The 17,191-nt window shown below is 66.1% G+C and carries 20 protein-coding genes; 8 read left to right on the forward strand and 12 right to left on the reverse strand.

The genetic code is table 11. From position 1 onward, the window contains the following. Position 1 precedes the first annotated feature (1 nt). The 3 genes from ASC68_RS11190 to ASC68_RS11200 all read right to left on the reverse strand — a co-directional run bounded on the left by ASC68_RS11190 (position 2) and on the right by ASC68_RS11200 (position 3,104). Positions 2–1,048 (reverse strand): aldo/keto reductase, encoded by a 1,047-nt coding sequence (locus tag ASC68_RS11190; protein WP_055878781.1) that lies wholly within the window; start codon positions 1,046–1,048, stop codon positions 2–4. Positions 1,049–1,088: 40 nt separating this feature from the next. Beyond that, entirely contained in the window at positions 1,089–2,072 is a 984-nt protein-coding gene (locus ASC68_RS11195; RefSeq protein WP_055878784.1) for a Gfo/Idh/MocA family oxidoreductase, read from the reverse strand. A 78-nt stretch (positions 2,073–2,150) separates the two neighbouring features. Continuing rightward, positions 2,151–3,104 (reverse strand): transglutaminase family protein, encoded by a 954-nt coding sequence (locus tag ASC68_RS11200; RefSeq protein ID WP_082528078.1) that lies wholly within the window; start codon positions 3,102–3,104, stop codon positions 2,151–2,153. 108 nt (positions 3,105–3,212) lie between these two features. On the opposite strand from ASC68_RS11200, the gene ASC68_RS11205 reads away from it, so the two are divergent. The 5 genes from ASC68_RS11205 (at position 3,213) to ASC68_RS11225 (ending at position 6,429) form a co-directional block, all read left to right on the forward strand. After that, on the forward strand, positions 3,213–4,049 hold the full coding sequence (locus ASC68_RS11205) for a transglutaminase family protein (RefSeq protein ID WP_055878786.1): 837 nt from the start codon (positions 3,213–3,215) through the stop codon (positions 4,047–4,049). A 57-nt stretch (positions 4,050–4,106) separates the two neighbouring features. Continuing rightward, on the forward strand, positions 4,107–4,460 hold the full coding sequence (locus ASC68_RS11210; RefSeq protein ID WP_055878789.1) for a metalloregulator ArsR/SmtB family transcription factor: 354 nt from the start codon (positions 4,107–4,109) through the stop codon (positions 4,458–4,460). A 92-nt stretch (positions 4,461–4,552) separates the two neighbouring features. Next, complete coding sequence (locus ASC68_RS11215) at positions 4,553–5,170, forward strand: dihydrofolate reductase family protein (RefSeq protein WP_055878792.1); 618 nt, start codon at positions 4,553–4,555, stop codon at positions 5,168–5,170. Between the two features lie 15 nt (positions 5,171–5,185). Further along, positions 5,186–5,641 (forward strand): SRPBCC family protein, encoded by a 456-nt coding sequence (locus tag ASC68_RS11220; protein WP_055878795.1) that lies wholly within the window; start codon positions 5,186–5,188, stop codon positions 5,639–5,641. After that, positions 5,638–6,429, forward strand: coding sequence for an alpha/beta hydrolase (locus ASC68_RS11225; protein WP_055878798.1), 792 nt, complete (start codon positions 5,638–5,640; stop codon positions 6,427–6,429). The genes ASC68_RS11220 and ASC68_RS11225 overlap by 4 nt, the downstream gene beginning before the upstream one ends. 156 nt (positions 6,430–6,585) lie before the next feature. Here ASC68_RS11225 and ASC68_RS11230 read toward each other — a convergent pair whose 3' ends face one another. The 4 genes from ASC68_RS11230 to ASC68_RS11245 are packed head-to-tail and all read right to left on the reverse strand — an operon-like array spanning position 6,586 to position 10,467. Beyond that, complete coding sequence (locus ASC68_RS11230) at positions 6,586–7,410, reverse strand: ABC transporter ATP-binding protein (RefSeq protein WP_055878801.1); 825 nt, start codon at positions 7,408–7,410, stop codon at positions 6,586–6,588. 13 nt (positions 7,411–7,423) lie between these two features. Continuing rightward, positions 7,424–8,485 (reverse strand): iron chelate uptake ABC transporter family permease subunit, encoded by a 1,062-nt coding sequence (locus ASC68_RS11235; protein ID WP_055878802.1) that lies wholly within the window; start codon positions 8,483–8,485, stop codon positions 7,424–7,426. Next, on the reverse strand, positions 8,482–9,510 hold the full coding sequence (locus ASC68_RS11240) for an iron chelate uptake ABC transporter family permease subunit (RefSeq protein ID WP_055878805.1): 1,029 nt from the start codon (positions 9,508–9,510) through the stop codon (positions 8,482–8,484). Before ASC68_RS11240 ends, ASC68_RS11235 begins: the two co-directional genes overlap by 4 nt. A 3-nt stretch (positions 9,511–9,513) precedes the next feature. After that, positions 9,514–10,467, reverse strand: coding sequence for an ABC transporter substrate-binding protein (locus tag ASC68_RS11245; RefSeq protein WP_055878807.1), 954 nt, complete (start codon positions 10,465–10,467; stop codon positions 9,514–9,516). Between the two features lie 149 nt (positions 10,468–10,616). Between ASC68_RS11245 and ASC68_RS11250 the strand changes: the two genes are divergently transcribed. Then, on the forward strand, positions 10,617–10,988 hold the full coding sequence (locus tag ASC68_RS11250; protein WP_055878810.1) for a hypothetical protein: 372 nt from the start codon (positions 10,617–10,619) through the stop codon (positions 10,986–10,988). Positions 10,989–11,126: 138 nt separating this feature from the next. On the opposite strand, the gene ASC68_RS11255 is transcribed toward ASC68_RS11250, so the two are convergent. Together ASC68_RS11255 and ASC68_RS28645 are read right to left on the reverse strand one after the other, a co-directional pair. Next, positions 11,127–11,402, reverse strand: a complete 276-nt coding sequence (locus tag ASC68_RS11255) for a hypothetical protein (protein WP_156384587.1) — start codon at positions 11,400–11,402, stop codon at positions 11,127–11,129. Positions 11,403–11,481: 79 nt separating this feature from the next. Next, on the reverse strand, positions 11,482–11,712 hold the full coding sequence (locus ASC68_RS28645; protein ID WP_156387312.1) for a hypothetical protein: 231 nt from the start codon (positions 11,710–11,712) through the stop codon (positions 11,482–11,484). On the opposite strand from ASC68_RS28645, the gene ASC68_RS11260 reads away from it, so the two are divergent. Then, positions 11,711–12,673, forward strand: a complete 963-nt coding sequence (locus ASC68_RS11260; protein WP_055879845.1) for a nucleoside hydrolase — start codon at positions 11,711–11,713, stop codon at positions 12,671–12,673. The genes ASC68_RS28645 and ASC68_RS11260 overlap by 2 nt on opposite strands. Beyond that, positions 12,673–12,960, forward strand: coding sequence for an antibiotic biosynthesis monooxygenase family protein (locus tag ASC68_RS11265; RefSeq protein WP_055878815.1), 288 nt, complete (start codon positions 12,673–12,675; stop codon positions 12,958–12,960). The genes ASC68_RS11260 and ASC68_RS11265 overlap by 1 nt, the downstream gene beginning before the upstream one ends. An 8-nt stretch (positions 12,961–12,968) precedes the next feature. Here the strand turns inward: ASC68_RS11265 and ASC68_RS11270 are convergent, their stop codons facing one another. The 3 genes from ASC68_RS11270 to recJ form a co-directional block, all read right to left on the reverse strand. Continuing rightward, complete coding sequence (locus ASC68_RS11270; RefSeq protein ID WP_055878818.1) at positions 12,969–13,760, reverse strand: class I SAM-dependent methyltransferase; 792 nt, start codon at positions 13,758–13,760, stop codon at positions 12,969–12,971. Positions 13,761–13,855: 95 nt separating this feature from the next. Next, entirely contained in the window at positions 13,856–15,091 is a 1,236-nt protein-coding gene (locus ASC68_RS11275) for a cyclopropane-fatty-acyl-phospholipid synthase family protein (RefSeq protein ID WP_082528080.1), read from the reverse strand. A gap of 173 nt (positions 15,092–15,264) precedes the next feature. Continuing rightward, entirely contained in the window at positions 15,265–17,061 is a 1,797-nt protein-coding gene (gene recJ / locus ASC68_RS11280) for a single-stranded-DNA-specific exonuclease RecJ (RefSeq protein ID WP_055878821.1), read from the reverse strand. Between the last annotated feature and the right edge of the window lie 130 nt (positions 17,062–17,191).

Below are 17,191 nucleotides of genomic sequence, written 5' to 3' on the forward strand. Positions count from 1 at the left end.
ATTAGGGCAGCCGCTGCGTGTGCGTGGGCTCCAGCTCGGCCTTGCCGAACGTGCCCGGCAGATTGGTGTCCATCCATTCGTAGGGGTAGCCGAGCTTCAGCGGCATGGCGTCGGTCAGTTCCTGACGCACCTCCACCGGCAAGTCGAAATCGCCGGCGTCGAGGTTTTCGGCGACCTGGTCGACGCGGCGGGCGCCGATGATGGCGGCGGTGACCCTCGTGTCACCAAGCAGCCAGCTCAGCGCCACCTGGCTCGGGGTGCGGCCGAGGCGGCCGGCCACTTCGACGACCTTGTCGATCATCTTCAGCGAATCCTCGAACCAGTAGCGCGGCAGGGTGATCGCCGCCTGCTGGCCGATGCGGGATTTCTCGTCGGGCTTATCCTCGCCGCGGTACTTGCCGGTGAGCATGCCGGCGGCGAGCGGGCTCCAGCAGATCATGCCGAGGCCCTGATCGTCGCAGGCCGGCAGGATCTCGCGCTCGATGTCGCGGCGGACGAGGTTGTAGAGGTGCTGCGCCGAAACCAGCGGCTCATAACCCTTGAGGGCAGCGACGCCGTTGGTCTTGGCGATCTGCCAGCCATAAAAGTTCGAGCAGCCGAGATAGCGGACCTTGCCGGCGCGGATCAGGTCGTCGGCGGCGCGGAGGCTCTCTTCGATCGGGGTGTAGGGGTCGGGCCCGTGGAACTGGTAGAGGTCGATATAGTCGGTATCGAGCCGCTTCAGGCTCTTCTCGCAGGCCTCGACGATGTGCTTGCGGCTCAGCCCGCGCGAGGTCACTGCCGGGTCGGCTGGGAACCAGCATTTGGTGGCGATCACCAGCTGGTCGCGGCTGTGATCTTTCAGCGCCACGCCGAGCATGGTCTCCGATGCGCCGCCGGAATAGCCGTTGGCGGTATCGATGAAGTTGCCGCCGCCTTCGACGAAGCGTTTGACGATGGCGCTCGAGGTCTCCTGGTCGCAGCCCCACTGCGAATTGCCGAACGTCATGGTGCCCAAGCAAAGGCGCGAGACCAACAGGCCACTGCGGCCGAGATAGCGATACTTCATCAGTTTCCTCCGAATATGAGATCGAACAGGGAAAGGCGGATCACTCGGTCGGGTATTTCAGCCCGATCTGCTGCCGGATGGTGTCGAGGCAGGCCATGATGGCGACGCTCTCCGAGGGTGAGAGGATGGTGCCGGCGGTCTGCTTTTCGGCGACGAGGCGTTCGAGTTCGGCAGCCTGGTATTGCATGCCACGGCCCTCGACCTTCGAGACATACTCCTCGACCACGCTGTTGCCGGCGTCGTAGCGGCGGAAGCTGGTGGGGGTGTACCAGACCTTGTCGATCTCGATGCGACCCTCGGTGCCGTGGATAATGGCGATGTTGCGCCCGGCCGTGTCGCTGCCGGACAGCGTCAGCGCGATAGCGCCGGACTCATAGGTGAACATGGTCGCGACGGTGCCGTCGGCGCCGGTCTGTTTGAGCCGCGCGGTGGCGGCGATGGTTTTGGGCGCGCCGAGCACGTCGAAGGTGAATGAGATCGGGTAGATACCGAGGTCGAGCAGCGCTCCACCGCCGAGCTCCAGCGCGTTGAGCCGGTGCTTGGGGTCATCCGACAGGTCCTGCGTATGGTCGGCGACCACCGAGCGGATCTCGCCCAAGACGCCCGAGCGGACGATCTCGCGGATGCGCAGCATATGCGGCAGGAAGCGGGTCCACATGGCTTCGAGCACGACGAGGCCCTTGCCGGCGCCGAGATCGACGATTTCCTGTGCCTCACGGGCGTTGACGGTAAAGGCCTTCTCGATCAGCACGTGCTTGCCGTGGTTGAGCGCCAGCCTGGCGTTGTCGGCATGCATCGGGTGCGGCGTCGCGACATAGATGGCGTCGACATCGGGGTCGGCGCAGAGCGCCTCGTAACTGCCATGCGCCTTGGGGACGCCGAACTCGGCGGCGAATTTGTCGGCGCTCTGATGGTTACGCGAGCCGACTGCGGTCACCTTATGGCCGTGCTGGTTCAGGTCCTTCACGAACTGCTCGGCAATCCAGCCGGTTGCCAATATCCCCCACCTGACGCTGCCGGCCATTCTCGTGCTCTCCCGAAGTCCGATTGTTGCGGCCCCGAGGTGTAACGACTTGGTCCGCCTGCGCAATGGTCCGGAAGGCTAATTCTGTCCGGCAAGGCTCGCTGCATTGGCCTCGCGCAGCCGCCGCCCCGCTGCCTCAGCCTCGACCTGCACTTTGTGACGCCCACCATCGGCAGTGACGTTCACCTGTACGTCCATGCCGAGATAATCCGCACGGTCGCCGATGAAGCTGCCGCTGAGCGGTTTGGCCTGCCTCGGCTCCCGCGCGACGCCAACCCGGATCAGATCCTTGTTGCCGATGATGCCGTTGGTCGGGTCGAACTCGACCCAGCCGGCGCCGGGGAGGAAAACCTGTACCCAGGCATGGGTGGCGCCACCGCCACGCATGGCCATGCCCGTATCCCGCGACGGCACATAGATGTAGCCGGTAACGAAACGCGCGGCGAAACCGAGGCTGCGGCAAGCTTCGATCATCATCAGTGCGAAGTCGCGGCAGGTGCCGGTGCCAGTGGTCAGCGTCTGCAGCGGCAGCTGCGTGCCAGGGTCGGTGCGGCGGGAGTACCTGAAACTCTCCCGGATGCCGGCGGTCATGGTCATCAGCAGGTGTCCGGTCTCCATCGCCACGCCGGAATGGGCGAACTTTCTGGCAAACGCCTCGACTTCCGGCGCCGGATGGTGCGGCCGCATGTAGGGAGCAAGGTCGGGCAGCGTCTCGGCGTCATACTCGAACGGCCACGACTTGGCCCGCTCCTCAGTCTTGAACCGCGGCACAGTCAGTGGCGTGTGGTCCAGCATGATATCGGTCTCGAAGCGCAGCTCGCTGGCCGCCTCGCCGAACTCCGCGACGGTGATGCAGTTGCCGAACACGTCGTGGATCCAGTGGATCTCTGCGTCCGGAGACACGGTGATCGCTGAGCTCAGCAGCCGCTGGTCGTGGCTATCGCGCGGGCGGAACAGCACCCGGTGCTGGCCAAAGCGCACTGGCCGTGCGTAGCTGTACGTCGTGGTGTGGCGTACTCTCAGAACAGTCATCGCCGCTTCCGCTTTTGTTCCCCTGGTCAGAACAGTCGAACTGTCGCGGCGGTTCCGCGGAACTTCCCGACCTGCCCCGAATTGAGGCGCATACAACTGGGTGGTGCGATGAAGTTTTCCGTGAACTGCAGCCTGCAATACGATGTGGCGACCGATACGACGCTGATCCTTAATATCGAGGCGCAGCGCAATGCCGGCCAGAATATTCTTGCCGAACGGTTCAGCATCTCGAGCGGCGTGCCGACCGACTCGCATGTGGTGCCGGAGACGGGCAATCGCTATCGCCGCATGGTGCTACCTTTCGGCCAACACCAGATCAGCTACACGGCTGATATCGAAACGATGCCGTTCGTCGGCGACCCCGGCCAGATCGCACAGGTACCCGTCGCGGCACTGCCATTCGACGTGTTCGGCCACCTGTCGCCATCGCGCTACTGCCAGTCCGACAAACTCGGGCGGTTCGCCTGGCGCACATTCGGCGACATCGCCAACGGCCACGAAAAGGTGACGGCGATCTGCAACTGGATTTTCGAGAACGTCGACTATCTCGAAGGTTCCAGCGACGTCAGCACCTCGGCCTACGACACTTTTACGCTGCGGGCCGGCGTGTGCCGTGACTTCGCGCATCTAGGCATCACCTTCGCCCGGGCGCTGGGCATCCCTGCCCGATTTGTCTCGGCCTATGCGCTCGATCTGATCCCGCAGGATTTCCACGCCGTGTTCGAGGCCTATCTCGGCGATCGCTGGTACCTGTTCGACGCCACGCGGCTCTGCCCCATCGACGGCATCATGCGGATCGGTATCGGTCGCGACGCGGCGGACTCGGCTTTTGCCAGTTACTTTGGCCAGTTGAGCGGACCGCCCAAGCTGATTTCGGTCAAGCGTATCGATGACCAGCCGCCCAGCGCCTGGACCGTTCAGGCCGTCAGCATCTCAGCCAACTAGACACTTAAGCATTGACTTAGGTATTGACAGCGCCACTGCGTCAAGATACTTAAGATCATGCTTAACCAAGAGACAGAGCCCCTCGATCTCATGTTCCAGGCATTGGCCGACCCGACCAGGCGGCGAATGATCGAACGACTGAGCCGGGGATCCGCATCGGTCAGCGAGCTGGCCGAGCCGTTCAAGATGAGCCTGCCCGCCATCGTGCAGCACCTGCAAGTGCTGGAACAGAGCGGGCTGGTGACGACGCAGAAGGTGGGACGGGTGCGGACCTGCACCATCGACACGGGAGCGCTCAGCATGGCCGAGAAGTGGATCAATGATCGACGCATCGGCTGGGAGCACCGGCTGGATCGGCTGGGGGCGTTCCTCGACGCGCTGCCCAGCGGCCCGGACAAGCCGGTGAAGTAGCGCCCCACAAGCGCGTCATGGACGACAGAACTGAGACAATCGGCCGGAGACAGCGTTTCCGGCAACGGGCGAGCTTTGCCCAGGAGGATCGAATGGCCAAAGTCGTGTTGAGTTTTTCGATGTCGCTCGATGGCTATGTGGCCGGCCCGAACGTCTCGGTTCGAGATGGCATGGGGGTGGGCGGCGAGCGCCTGCACCAATGGATGTTCGCCGGCAGCGGCACCAAGGCCGGCGATGGCAGCTACAGCAGCACCGAGGCCCAGGACGCGGCCGAGATCGATCTGGCTTTCAGCACGGTCGGCGCAACGATCGTCGGCCGTCGCACCTATGATGTGGGGCTGCAGCACTGGAACGACACGCCCTACCCGGTGCCGTCGTTCGTCCTCACCCACAACCCCAAGCCCGAACAGCAGATGAAAAGCGCCAGCTTCCGCTTCGTCACAGACGGAGTGGAGAGCGCCGTGCGGCAGGCCTGCGAGGCGGCAGGCGACAAGGACGTGGTGGTGATGGGCGCTTCCGCCGCTCAGCAGGTGCTGCGCGCCGGCCTCGCCGACGTAATCCGCGTCCAGGTGGTCAGTGTGCTGCTTGGCGGCGGTACGCGCCTGTTCGACAGACTTGGCGATGCTCAGATCGAGCTCGCCCGTACCCGGGTGGTCACGGCTTCGCCCGGCGTCACCCACCTCGAATTCAATGTCATCAACCAAGCCTAGACAGAGGAAACCCAAATGACCGAACGTTCCATCGCCCACGGCAGCTTCACCGTCGAACGCAAGTACAAGCATGCTCCGAGCAAGGTGTACTCCGCCTGGTCCAATCCCGAGTTCAAGCGCCAGTGGTTCGGCTCGCCGAGCCCGGACAAGCCGAAGGACGTGTTCGACTTCCGCGTCGGCGGCCGCGAGTTCAACGAGGCTGAGATGGGCGGCGACACCTATGTGTTCGACGTCACCTATCGCGACCTCGTGCCGGACAACCGCATCATCTACACCTACGAGATGCTGAAGAACGGCGCGCGCATTTCGGTGTCGCTGGCGACCGTCGAGTTCTTCCCGGATGCCGCCGGCACCCGCATGGTGGTGAAGGAAGACGGCGCCTTCCTCGACGGGCTCGACAAGATGGCCGATCGCGAGGCGGGCACCAACTACATCATCGACCTGATGGGAAAGTGGCTCGACGAGCAATGAGCGCCAAATCGCATAGCGTGATGATCGGCGACCTCGAGGTGCACTACCTCGAGGAAGGCCGCGGGCAGCCGCTGCTGCTGCTGCACGGGGGCACGGCGACCGCCGACTCCTGGGGCGCGGCGATGCCGCGGCTGGCCGACCGCTATCGCGTCTTCGCGCTCGATACCCGCGGACACGGCAGGACCAACAACCCCGCCCAGAAGATGAGCTACGCGCAGTTCGCCGACGATGTCGCCGGCTTCATCGCAACGCTCGGTCTCAGGAAACCGCTGATCATCGGCTATAGCGATGGCGGGCAGACGGCGCTGGAATTCGGGCTCCGGCATCCGGGCAAGGCGGGAGCGCTGGTGCTGGGCGGCACGATCAGCCGGCCGACCGAGGCCTATCTGGAGGGGCTGCACGGCTGGGGGTTTCCGGCGCCGGGCAAGGTCGATTTCGATCGCGTCGCGGCCGAGTACGGTCCGTATTTCGAGCAGATCAAGGTGACGCACATGCATCACTATGGTCCGGATTACTGGAAGGCGTTTCTCAGCCAGATCTCCGAGCTGTGGCTCACCCTGCCCAATTACAGCGAGCGCCAGCTGGCCTCGATCTCGGCGCCGACGCTGGTGATCATGGGCGACCGCGACCACCTTGGTGGCGCTGAGGAAGCCAACCGGCTTTACCGGCACCTCGGCGCCGGCGAGCTTTCCATCATCGCCAATGTCGGCCACGAGGCCGTCAACAAACCACTGTTCTGGGACGCTGTGCGCGAGTTCCTCGCCCGGCGCGACGAGCGCCAGGACTAGCTGAACGTCCGGCTGACGCAGCCCCACCCCACCCTTGATCCCTCCCCATCAAGGGGAGGGAGACGCCAACTGAGGATGCAGCGAACTCGATCTGCCTCCCTCCCCCTTGTGGGGAGGGAATGAGGGTGGGGGTGGCCCCACGCTGCGGCCCCCACCCTACTCCGCCGCCGCCTTCAGCCGCGGCTTCACCCGGTGCCGACCGACCGGCACGATCATCGGGGTGTGCGACACCGGGTCGTCACACACTTCGGCGTCCATGCCGAATACCGACTTCACCAGCGCTGCCGTCACCACTTCGGCCGGCGGGCCGGAGGCCGCGATCTTGCCGTCGCGCATGGCGACGATGTGGTCGGCGTAGCGACAGGCGAGGTTGAGGTCGTGCAGCACGGCAACCACGGTGCGGCCGCGCTGCTGCACCAGGTCGGTCAGGAGGTCCAGCACTTCGACCTGGTGGTTGATATCGAGGAAGGTGGTCGGCTCGTCGAGCAGCAGCAGTTCGGTTTCCTGCGCCAGCGCCATGGCGATCCAGACGCGCTGGCGCTGGCCGCCGGAGAGTTCATCGACGGCGCGACCGGCGAGATCGAGCGTATCGGTGGCCTGCAGCGCCGTGGCGACCGCTGCGTCATCGGCGGCGACCCAGTGGCGGAACCAGCCCTGGTGCGGATAGCGGCCGCGGCCGACGAGGTCCGCAACGGTGATGCCGTCGGGCGCTACCGGGGTCTGCGGCAGGACGCCGAGCAGCGTCGCGACCTCGCGGGTCGGCATCTGGTGGATGGCGCGTCCATCGAGATAGACCGTGCCGGCGCTCGGGGTCAGCAGCCGCGCCAGGCCGCGCAGCAAGGTGGACTTGCCGCAGGCATTGGCGCCGACGATGACGGTGAATTTGCCGGGTGGGATGTCGATGCTCAGCTTGTCGACGATAGTACGATCGCCATAGCCGAGGGTCAGGTCGGCGGCCGAGAGCTGGTGGTTCACTGTCATCTTGGGCCTCCGATCAGCCGCCGCGGCCCGAACGATGGGCGGCGGCAAGCAGGTAGATGAGGAACACGGCGCCGAGCGCGCCGGTGACGACGCCGACCGGCAACTGGTTGCGGCCGAGCATGTGCTGGGCGACGAAATCGGCGGCGTTGGTGACGAGCCCGCCGACCAGCGCCGCCGGCAGCAGCGCATTGCCGGACGGGCCGAGCAGGCGCCGGGCGATCGGCCCGGCGATGAAGGCGACGAACGATACCGGGCCGACGGCGGCCGTGGCGAAAGCAGCGAGCAGCACCGCCACGAGGATCAGGCCGAGGCGGGAGAACTCGACCCGGGTGCCGAGCGCCCGCGCCGCGTCGTCGCCCATCTGCAGCGTGCGCAGCGAACGCGACAGCAGCGCCGCCAGCGGCGCCAGAACAAGGAGCGCGATGGCGAGCGGGGTGAGGTTCTCGAAGGTCGAGCCGTTGAGGCTGCCGGTGAGCCAGCTCAGCGCTTCCTGCACTTCCATGATGCGGGCGCGGGTGAAGAGATACGACACCACCGCCCCGGCCAGCGCCGCCATGCCGATGCCGATCAGCACCAGCCGGTAGGGCGTGACGCCGTTGCGCCAGGCGAGCCCGTAGATCAGCAGGGCCGTCAGTACCGCGCCGCCGCAGGCCATCACCGAGACGCCGAGCCCCGACCACTTGAAGATGATGATCGCCAGCACCGCCGCGGCGCTCGCCCCAGTGGTGATGCCGACGATGTCGGGGCTGGCGAGCGGGTTGCGGAGGATGGTCTGGAAGATGATGCCGGAGAGCCCGAACGCCGCCCCCGACAGCAGCCCGGCCATGACGCGCGGCAAGCGCACGCCGAGGACGATGAAATCGTTCGCCGCATCGGCATTGCCGGTGAAGGGCGAGAGCAGCGAGCGCACCACGTCGGCAAGCGGCAGCGGGTAGTCGCCGATCGACATCGAAAGGCTGGCCACCGCCAGCGACAGCAGCGCCAGTCCGAGCACGACGAGGCCATAGCGGCGCTGCAGGCGCCTGCGCACCGCGACGACGGCGCCGACCGGGGCAAAGCTCGAGGCGGCGCTCACAGCTCGGCCAGCTTCCTGCGCCGCACCAGCGCAATGAAGAATGGCGCCCCGAGCGCCGCCGTAACGATGCCGACCTGCAGCTCGCCCGGCGGCACGATAATGCGGCCGACAATGTCGGCGCCGAGCAGCAGGATGGGAGCCAGCAGCATCGAGTAGGGCAGGATCCAGCGGTAGTTCGGGCCGGTGAAGGCACGGGCGAGATGCGGCACAGTGAGGCCGACAAAGGCGATCGGTCCGGCGGCAGCAGTGGCGGCGCCGGCGAGGATCACCGCGGCGAAGCCGACCATGGCGCGACCGCGCTGCACCTTGAGGCCGAGACCGCGGGCCACATCATCGCCCAGCGCCAGGCCATCGAGGATGCGCGAGGTGAGCAGCGCCAGGACGATACCGGCAAGGATGAACGGCGCCACCTGCAGCAGGATGTCGGTGGTGCGGCCGGTCAGTGCCCCAACCTGCCAGAAGCGGATCTGGTCGAGGGTTTGGACATTGGTGATGAGAATGGCTGATGTGACCGAGGTCAGCGCGGCGGTGACTGCGGCGCCGGCCAGCGCCAGCTTCACCGGGGTCGCGCCTTCGCGGCCGAGCGAGGCGACAAGGTAGACTACCAGCATCGCCGCCCCTGCCCCGAGGAAGGTCAGCCAGACATAGCCGGAGAGCTGGGTGATGCCGAACACCGAGATGCCGAGCACCACGCAGAGCGTTGCGCCGGCATTGATGCCGAGGATGCCGGGGTCAGCCAGTGGGTTGCGGGTCGCGCCCTGGAGGATCGCGCCGGAGAGCCCGAGCGCCGCGCCGACCAGGAGGCCGACCAGGGTGCGTGGCAGGCGCAGGTCGAGAATGATCTTGTGGTTGGTCTGCGTCGCGTCGAACGCCGTCAGCGCGTTCCAGATGTCGCTGAGCGCGATCGGTCGGGCGCCGACGGTGATCGAGAGCGCCAGCACGACGACGAGCGCCAGCGCCAGCAGCACGAAGCCGCCGGCGCGGGCTGCCGGCGGCAGGCCCGCCGATGTGCCGCCCGGCGACATACTCTAGTCGCCGATGCTGACGTCGGCAGCGGCGATGGCGGCGCTGAGCTTATCGAGCTCCGTGGCATAGGCGGCGTAATTGCGCAGCCAGAACGCCGGCCAGTCGGCCACCTGCCCTGCCGCGGCGGCGCGCAGCGTGGTCCAGGTGGCCTGGGCCTTGGCGGTCTCCATGGTGATCTTGGAGCGGTTGTCGACGAGGATCAGGTCGGGCTGGTACTTGTCGATGTTCTCCCAGCTCAGCGTCTCCCAGTAGCCGCGGTCATCGGCAATTACCGGGTCGATCAGCTTGAGACCCCACGAGGCAAAATCCATCAGCTCGGACGAACCTTCGGTGGCGGCAACATAGAGCGCGTCAGTGCCGGCCCAGACCGCAAGGGCCGAGAGATCGGGTTTCGTGGCAACGGCCGCCTTGAACTTGTCACGCGCGGTCTCGAAAGCGGCCTTGTCGGCGGCAACCTCAGGAACCGCGAGATCGGCGCCAAGGCTCGCGGCCAGCTTCTCGTAATCCTCGATCAGGGTGACGATCGAAGCGCCCTGCTTCGGGCCAGTGATCGGCGCCAGCGGCTTCAAGGCGTTGACCACGTCGGCCCCACCGCTCCAGGTATTGTCGAGCGGCCACCACTCGCCGACGATCAGGTCCGGCTTCAGGGCCGCGGCCTTCTCGATGCTGACCTCGCCCCAAGCCTCGCCGATGATCTCGACGCCGGTGAGGTCAAGCCCTTCGAGCGCCTTGGCATCGGCGATAGCGCTGTCGGCATAGATGCCTACCGGACGAATGCCGAGCGGGATCAAGCCGGCAGCCGCGTCCTGGCTAGCGATGATGCGCGTCGGCACGTGGTCCACAGTCACCGTGGTGCCTGAACCATCGGCATAGGTCCAAGCCTCTGCGAAAGCGGCGCCGGGCACCGAGAGCAGGAGTGTCGCAAAAGCAGTTGCGGCAAGCGTCTTGAGGGACATTGGCGGGGACCCAGATATGTTGATTGTTCGGGTCACCTATCAGCGCGCTATGCTGATTAGTCAAGTCATGTTTCCGGCTCACGACCGTGAGTCATGCGGGTTTCACCAATCGGTGCTATGGCTTAGCCGCCAACACGCGAGACCGGGACGTGATCGAGCTGCCGCCGGCCATCGAAGAGTACTGGTACGCCTTCGATTGGAACGTCGAGGCGCTGTGGGCGCTGGACCTGCCGTCCGAAGCGTTTCCGATCGACAAGCTGCTCTGGCACCTCGATGTGCCGCTGTGGGAACTCGACGGGCACCGCTATGCGCTGACGCCCCGCCAGGTGCTGCGTTCGCCCTATCGCTATGACAGGGAATATCGGCGGGTGCGGGCGGCGAGCCTGGTGTTCCCGATCGAGATCACCCGGCTGAAGGGCCGCTGGCTGATCCTCGACGGCGTCCACCGGATGACCCGGGCGCATGAGGACGGACACGAGGAGATCTTCGTGCGCAAGGTGCCGCGGAAGCTGATCAAGTAGGGGTTGGCGCAGCGTGCTTGGCGCCCCTCTCCCCAGAGGGGAGAGGGGGCGATGGGCTCACCGGCCGTGCCACACACGTCCCCTCTCCCCTCTGGGGAGAGGGTTAGGGTGAGGGGTAGCCAAGCGCTCGAGACAGGCCTAACTCGCCACCCGATACGGGCTGAAGGTCCGGCCGTTATCCGAGAGGCTCGACCAGACGACCCAGTAGCGGCCCTGCTCGTCGGGAACCAGCACTTCGGCCTCGCGACCGCTATGGGCCTGGAAACGGGCCAGCGACTGGGCTTCGAGGGCGGCGTTGGAGCGGGAGGGGAACGGGCCGTGCGCCTTGCCCTCGAAATCGACCCACCAGTTATCGCGGCTCTGGATCACGAGGTAGAGCGCCTTGGCCATCGAGAGGTCACCCCTGCTGTTCACGGAACCGTTATCACCGATTCCGCTGGCGTTCTGCCATCTGGAATGAGTTTCGCACAAGTGCGTCGTCGGGACGAGAGCACTAGGCGCCGGATATTTTATGCAAAGATGCGCCCAATTTCACGAATGCAAGCTTAGGGGCGCGCGAGACCTTGTCCTCGAACGCGCCGAACACTTGGCGCTCGTAACTAACGAGCGCGGGCTGAGCCGCAACTGCCCACGGCCTTACATGATGCGGCAGAGCTGCCAGAGTATTGGGCAGCGTGGTGGCGAGACTGGCGCGGCGGGCGCGGGCATGCATGATGGCGGGCATGCAAACACTCAGAGTCATCTACGATACCGACCCGGGCGTCGACGACGCCATGGCCCTGCTGCTCCTCGCCCGCCACAAGCGGATTGAGCTTATTGGCGTCACCACCGTGTTCGGCAATGCCGACATCGCGACGACGACGCGCAACGCCCTGTATCTGAAGCAGAAACTCGGTTTCTCCGCGCCGGTGGCCGGGGGTGCGGGCGCACCGCTGGTGGGCGAGCCGGATGCGCCACCGACCTTCGTCCACGGCATGAACGGGCTGGGCGATATCGACCTGCCTGATATCACCGCCGCCGCCGATCCACGCCCGGCGCATCAGCTGATCATCGACCTGGTGAAGGCCAACCCAGGCGAGGTCACCATCATCGCGGTGGGACGGATGACCAATCTCGAGCGCGCCATGCGCGAGGCGCCGGAGATCGTCGGGCTGGTCAGGCAGGTGGTGGTGATGGGTGGCGCCTTCGGCCGCAACGGCCATACCGGCAACGTCACCCCGGTGGCCGAGGCCAATATCTGGGGCGATCCGGATGCCGCCGACATCGTGTTCGGTGCGGCGTGGCCGATCGCCATTGCCGGACTCGACGTGACGCAGGCGACAGTGATGACGGGAACCTACGTGGCCGAACTCGCAGCCGCCGCCGGCGAGGATGGGGCGTTCGTTCGCGCCATCTCGGCGTTCTACCAGAACTTCCACCGCGAGAGCGCCGGGCTCGACGGCTTCTATGTGCACGATTCGAGCGCCGTGGCGCTGGCGCTGCATCCCGAGTTCTACCAAATGGAGACGGGTGCGATCCGGGTGGTCACCGAGGGCATCGCCATCGGGCAGACCATCATCAAGCCGGATGGACGGAACTATCCGCCCGGCGCGTGGGACGGCCGGCCAAGCCAGCGCATCGCGGTCGGCGTCAACGCGGATGCGGTACTGAAGTTCTATCGGGATACGCTGGTGGGAAGCGGCTGATGTACGGACTGATCGGCCGGATCACCACAGCGCCGGGCAAGCGCGACGAGCTCATCGCCATCCTGACGCCGGGCGGCACCATGGCCGGATGCATCAGCTACGTCGTTGCCAAAGCCACTGATGACGCCGATGCCATCTATGTCACCGAGGTCTGGGAAAGCAGCGAAGCACATCGCGCTTCGCTGGCATTGCCGCAGGTAAAGGACGCGATCTCGCGCGGCCGGCTGCTGATCGCCAAGTTCGAGACGATCGCCGCAACCGAGCCGGTCGGCGGTATCGGCATCTGACACTGCCGCTATCGCCGGGCCTTCACCGCCCAGGCCCGCGCAGCGAGGCGGATCGGCCCGTTGCCGAGCCGTTTCGCCAGGCGCTGCCGCAAGGCTTCTCGCGCTTCAGCCGGCAGCTTCGTGCAATAGCCGGGGGCCGGCCCTGCCCCGAGCGTGAACGGGTGCCAGAAGGCCTCGAAGTCGGCGAACTCGGTGTCGATTTCGATGGTCTCGATATCGGGCGCGGCGAGACCGGCATCGCGGCACAGCGCCGCCAGCCCAGCGTCGGTGCAGAACGGGAAGCGCAACGCTTCATCGAGCGCGGCGGCGTGCGGGTCGATTTCTGCCGCGGCCTTCCAGAACACGTCGATCATTTCCATGCCGCCGCGGGGATAGTCCCAGACGTAGAAGGCCAGCATGCCGCCCGGTTTCAGCACTCGCTGCGTCTGGCGCAGCGCCGCCACCCGGTCCGGGACGAAGTTGAGAACCAGCGCTGCAGCAGCGACATCGACGCTGGCGGTCGCCGGCAACGCCGTGGCGTCGCCAACGATGAAGCTGGCGCGGTCATCGCCGACGGCTCTGCGGGCGTAAGCGACGAAATCCGCTGACGGATCGAGTGCGAGGATCGAGCGCGGGGCCGCCCGTTCAAGGATGGCGCCGGTGAGGGCGCCGGTGCCGCAGCCGATGTCGAGCCAATCGGCGCCGCGCGGCGGCTCCAGCCAATCGAGGAACCGCCCGGCCAGCTGCCGGCTCCAGCGCCCCATATACTGCTCGTAGTTGTGGCCGACGCTCCAGGCGTCGAATTCGGTGAACCGGTCCATCTCCATCTCCCTATGGTGACAACGCACCGTAGGGGGAGGTTTTTGAACCGATCCAAGCCGAGCTGTTCAGCTCGGCTTCATCGCGCTTCAGCTACTCAGGCCGGCCGCCGGTACTGGTAGATGCCGACGTCGATCGAGCCTTCGAAGAAGCCCGCTTCGCAATAGCTGAGGTAATACACCCACTTGCGGCGGAATTCCTCGGTGTAGCCGAGCTTCTTGATGTCGTTCCAGCGGTCGAGGAAGCGCTCGCGCCAAAGCTTCAGCGTCCTGGCATAGCTCAGCCGGAAGGTCTCGACATTCTCGAGGATGAGCCCGACCTTGTCGCCCTGCTCCTGCATGGCGGTCTTGGTCAGCAGCATGCCGCCGGGGAAGATGAAGCGCTGGATGAAATCCGGACGCGCCCGATAATCGTGGAAATCCTGCTCGCCGATGGTGATCGCCTGGATCGCCGCGGTGCCGCCCGGCTTCAGCCGATCGTGCACGGTCTTGAAGTAGCTCGGCCAGTGCTCTTCGCCGACGGCTTCGATCATTTCGATCGAGGCGACGTGGTCGAAATCGCCGCGGGTATCGCGATAATCTTCGAAATGCATGGTGGCGAGCTGGTCGAGCCCCTGCCGCTCAAGCCGCTCGTTGGCATATTTCAGCTGCTCGGCCGAGAGCGTGATGCCGTAGACTTCGGCGCCGAAGTCCTTGGCAGCGGTCTCGGCAAAGCCGCCCCAACCACAGCCGATCTCCAGCACGCGGTGCCCTGCCTTGACGCCAGCCAGCTCGGCGACGCGGCGGTACTTGGTGTGCTGCGCATCGGTGAGCGACTGCTCGTCGGAGGTGAACAGGGCCGAGGAATAGGTCATCGAAGGGTCGAGCCACTCGGCATAGAAGTCGTTGCCGAGGTCGTAATGCTCGGAGATGTTCTTCTTGGACCCCTCTTTCGAGTTGTGCCGACTCAGGTGGTAGGTGAAGTCCTGGGCGGCCCGGCCGTACCAGGAGTTCTCGCCGCTATCGAGCACGTCACGGTTCTGCAGGAAATAGCGGAACAGCGCCGTCAGGTCCTCGATCTCGACGTCGCCGTCGATATAGGCCTGGGCGAAGCCAACGGTGCCGCGCTGCAGGGTCTTCTGCAGCACCTTGAAGTTGTGCAGCGTCAGTTGCGCATGCACCCCGGTCGACGGGTCGCCGAAGGTGCGGGTCTTGCCATTCGGGAAGGTGATGGTGACCGCGCCGTGCTTGGGGCGGCCGATCAGCCGCTTGCCGAGAAAGGCCGCAACGGTCGAGAGCAGATGGGTCCACGGCGTGGGCGACGCTGCCCTCGTTTCAACCGCAAGCTTATCCATGACGCAACATTCCAGACTAAGTCCGCTCCGCCGAGCGGCCAAACCAGCGCCGCAGCGGGGCCGCAAAGACGCGACCGAGCAACGGGGCTCCCCGTGAATTAGGGCAGCACTTTAGTCGTCATAAGTGGATATGCAAGCATGACTTTCAACCCTTAGAGCACCCGCTCGAGCGGCTAGCGACCGCCCGGTCGCGCCGCATCCAGCAGGCGGAACTGCGCTTCTTCGCGGCCTTGCCAATGGTCGATCGACAGCGTCCCCGCCATGTGCAGCGGGGTGTCGTTGCCGGCGCTCAGCAACGCTTCGCCGAGCGCGGTAGTGGCGGCGCGGAAGGCAATGGCCTTGAGTCGCGCACCATCGTCGGCGGTCAAGGTGAACTTTACATGCCCACCGGCGCCGACGATCTCGGCGAACTTCGCCTTGTGCGCCGGAAAGGCAAACACCGGCTGTGGGTTGCCGGCGCCGAACGGCCCTGCCCGCTCGATCTCATGCACGAATTGCGGGTTGGCGCCCCGCGCCGTCATCGCCGCATCGATCTCGAGCGCGGTGAGCGCCCGCGCCGCGCTGACGCTGTTGCCCAGCCGGTCGGTGACGCGGGCACGGAACGGCCCGAGCTGCCCCGGCTTCAGTGTCACGCCAGCCGCCATGGCGTGCCCGCCGCCCTTCACCGCGAGACCCAGCTCTACCGCCTCGATCACGGCGCTACCAAGGTCGACACCCGGCATCGAGCGGCCCGAGCCGGTGCCGGTGCCGTCGGGGGCCAGCGCGATGGCGAAGGTCGGGCGTTCGAAGCGCTCGCGCAGCCGCGCCGCGATCAGACCGACCACGCCGGGGTGCCAGTTGGCCGAGGCCAGCACCAGCACGGGCGGCCCCTCGCCGCCGCCGATCTCGGCCTCGGCGGCGCGCGCCGCCTCCTCCACCGCCTCGACTTCGATGCGCTGGCGCTCCGAGTTCAGTTCGTTGAGCTGCGCCGCGATCATCAGCGCCTGTTGCTCGTCGTCGAGCGACAGCAACCTGGTGCCGAGCGCCGCATCGCCGATGCGGCCGCCGGCATTGATGCGTGGTCCGATCAGGTAGCCGAGATGATACGCATTGAGCGGACCGGAAAGCCGCGCCGCCAGCGCCAGGGCACCGATGCCGCGGTTGGAACCGGTGCGCGCCACCTCGAGGCCGCGCGCCACGAATGCGCGGTTCAGCCCCTTCAGCGGCACGACATCGCAGACCGTCGCCAGCGCCACGAGGTCGATCATCGTCATCAGGTTGGGCAGGCCCGTGTCGCCGCGTTGCTTCAGCAGCCGGTTGGTCGCCACCAGCACCATGAAGGTGACGCCGGCCGCGCAGAGGTAGCCGAGGCCGGAGATGTCATCGGGGCGGTTGGGGTTGACCAGTGCATTGGCCCGCGGCAGCTCGGCGTCGGACAAGTGATGGTCGATCACCAGTACGTCGAGGCCACGTTCGCGGGCATGGGCGATCGGGCCATCGCTGGTGGTGCCGCAGTCGAGCGTAATCAGCAGCTTGGCGCCGCCGTCGACCAGCTTGTCGATCGCGGTGGTGTTGGGACCATAACCCTCGAAGATGCGGTCGGGGATATGCACCTGGGGGTCGAGCCCGAAATGCCGGAGGTAGCGGGCCATCAGCGCGCAGGAGCAGGCGCCGTCTACGTCATAGTCGCCGAACAGCGCCACCGGCTCGTTGTCGGTGATGGCACTGGCCAGCCGCTCGGCCAAAGCATCCATGCCGGCGAGCGTCGAGGGGTCGGGCATCAGCTCGCGGATGGTCGGCTGCAGATAGATCTCGGCGGCATCGACGCCGACCCCGCGCCCGGCGACGATGCGGGCGAGGATCTCCGAAAGGTTGGTGCGCTGGCCGATGGCCGCGGCAGTCCGCGCTGCCGCCGGATCGAGCCGATCCACCCAGGCGCGGCCCAAGGCGGAATTCGATACGTCGAGGAAGTTGGGGCGCGGCTCGTCCATCACCCCGCGAGGTAAGCAGAAAGCAAGTGATAGTCGAGGGTGCCATGGCGGTTTTCCCGCCGGGATCAGGGCGGCAGCCAAGGGGCCGGACGGCGAACCGATGAAAAACGGACAAGCGGGCGACGAAAGG

The organism is Devosia sp. Root105 (assembly GCF_001424865.1).
In the GTDB taxonomy this organism is placed as follows: Bacteria; Pseudomonadota; Alphaproteobacteria; order Rhizobiales; family Devosiaceae; genus Devosia_A.

Excerpts from the sequence above, each read along its gene's own strand:
- ASC68_RS11195 (WP_055878784.1), bottom strand. The coding sequence starts at position 2,072 with ATGGCCGGCAGCGTCAGGTGGGGGATATTGGCAACCGGCTGGATTGCC.
- ASC68_RS11245 (WP_055878807.1), bottom strand. The coding sequence starts at position 10,467 with ATGTCCCTCAAGACGCTTGCCGCAACTGCTTTTGCGACACTCCTGCTC.
- ASC68_RS11205 (WP_055878786.1), top strand. The coding sequence starts at position 3,213 with ATGAAGTTTTCCGTGAACTGCAGCCTGCAATACGATGTGGCGACCGAT.
- ASC68_RS11200 (WP_082528078.1), bottom strand. The coding sequence starts at position 3,104 with ATGACTGTTCTGAGAGTACGCCACACCACGACGTACAGCTACGCACGG.
- ASC68_RS11275 (WP_082528080.1), bottom strand. The coding sequence starts at position 15,091 with ATGGATAAGCTTGCGGTTGAAACGAGGGCAGCGTCGCCCACGCCGTGG.
- ASC68_RS11260 (WP_055879845.1), top strand. The coding sequence starts at position 11,711 with ATGCAAACACTCAGAGTCATCTACGATACCGACCCGGGCGTCGACGAC.
- ASC68_RS11240 (WP_055878805.1), bottom strand. The coding sequence starts at position 9,510 with ATGTCGCCGGGCGGCACATCGGCGGGCCTGCCGCCGGCAGCCCGCGCC.
- ASC68_RS11210 (WP_055878789.1), top strand. The coding sequence starts at position 4,107 with ATGCTTAACCAAGAGACAGAGCCCCTCGATCTCATGTTCCAGGCATTG.
- ASC68_RS11270 (WP_055878818.1), bottom strand. The coding sequence starts at position 13,760 with ATGGACCGGTTCACCGAATTCGACGCCTGGAGCGTCGGCCACAACTAC.
- ASC68_RS11265 (WP_055878815.1), top strand. The coding sequence starts at position 12,673 with ATGTACGGACTGATCGGCCGGATCACCACAGCGCCGGGCAAGCGCGAC.
- ASC68_RS11225 (WP_055878798.1), top strand. The coding sequence starts at position 5,638 with ATGAGCGCCAAATCGCATAGCGTGATGATCGGCGACCTCGAGGTGCAC.
- ASC68_RS11230 (WP_055878801.1), bottom strand. The coding sequence starts at position 7,410 with ATGACAGTGAACCACCAGCTCTCGGCCGCCGACCTGACCCTCGGCTAT.
- ASC68_RS28645 (WP_156387312.1), bottom strand. The coding sequence starts at position 11,712 with ATGCCCGCCATCATGCATGCCCGCGCCCGCCGCGCCAGTCTCGCCACC.
- recJ (WP_055878821.1), bottom strand. The coding sequence starts at position 17,061 with ATGGACGAGCCGCGCCCCAACTTCCTCGACGTATCGAATTCCGCCTTG.
- ASC68_RS11215 (WP_055878792.1), top strand. The coding sequence starts at position 4,553 with ATGGCCAAAGTCGTGTTGAGTTTTTCGATGTCGCTCGATGGCTATGTG.
- ASC68_RS11190 (WP_055878781.1), bottom strand. The coding sequence starts at position 1,048 with ATGAAGTATCGCTATCTCGGCCGCAGTGGCCTGTTGGTCTCGCGCCTT.
- ASC68_RS11220 (WP_055878795.1), top strand. The coding sequence starts at position 5,186 with ATGACCGAACGTTCCATCGCCCACGGCAGCTTCACCGTCGAACGCAAG.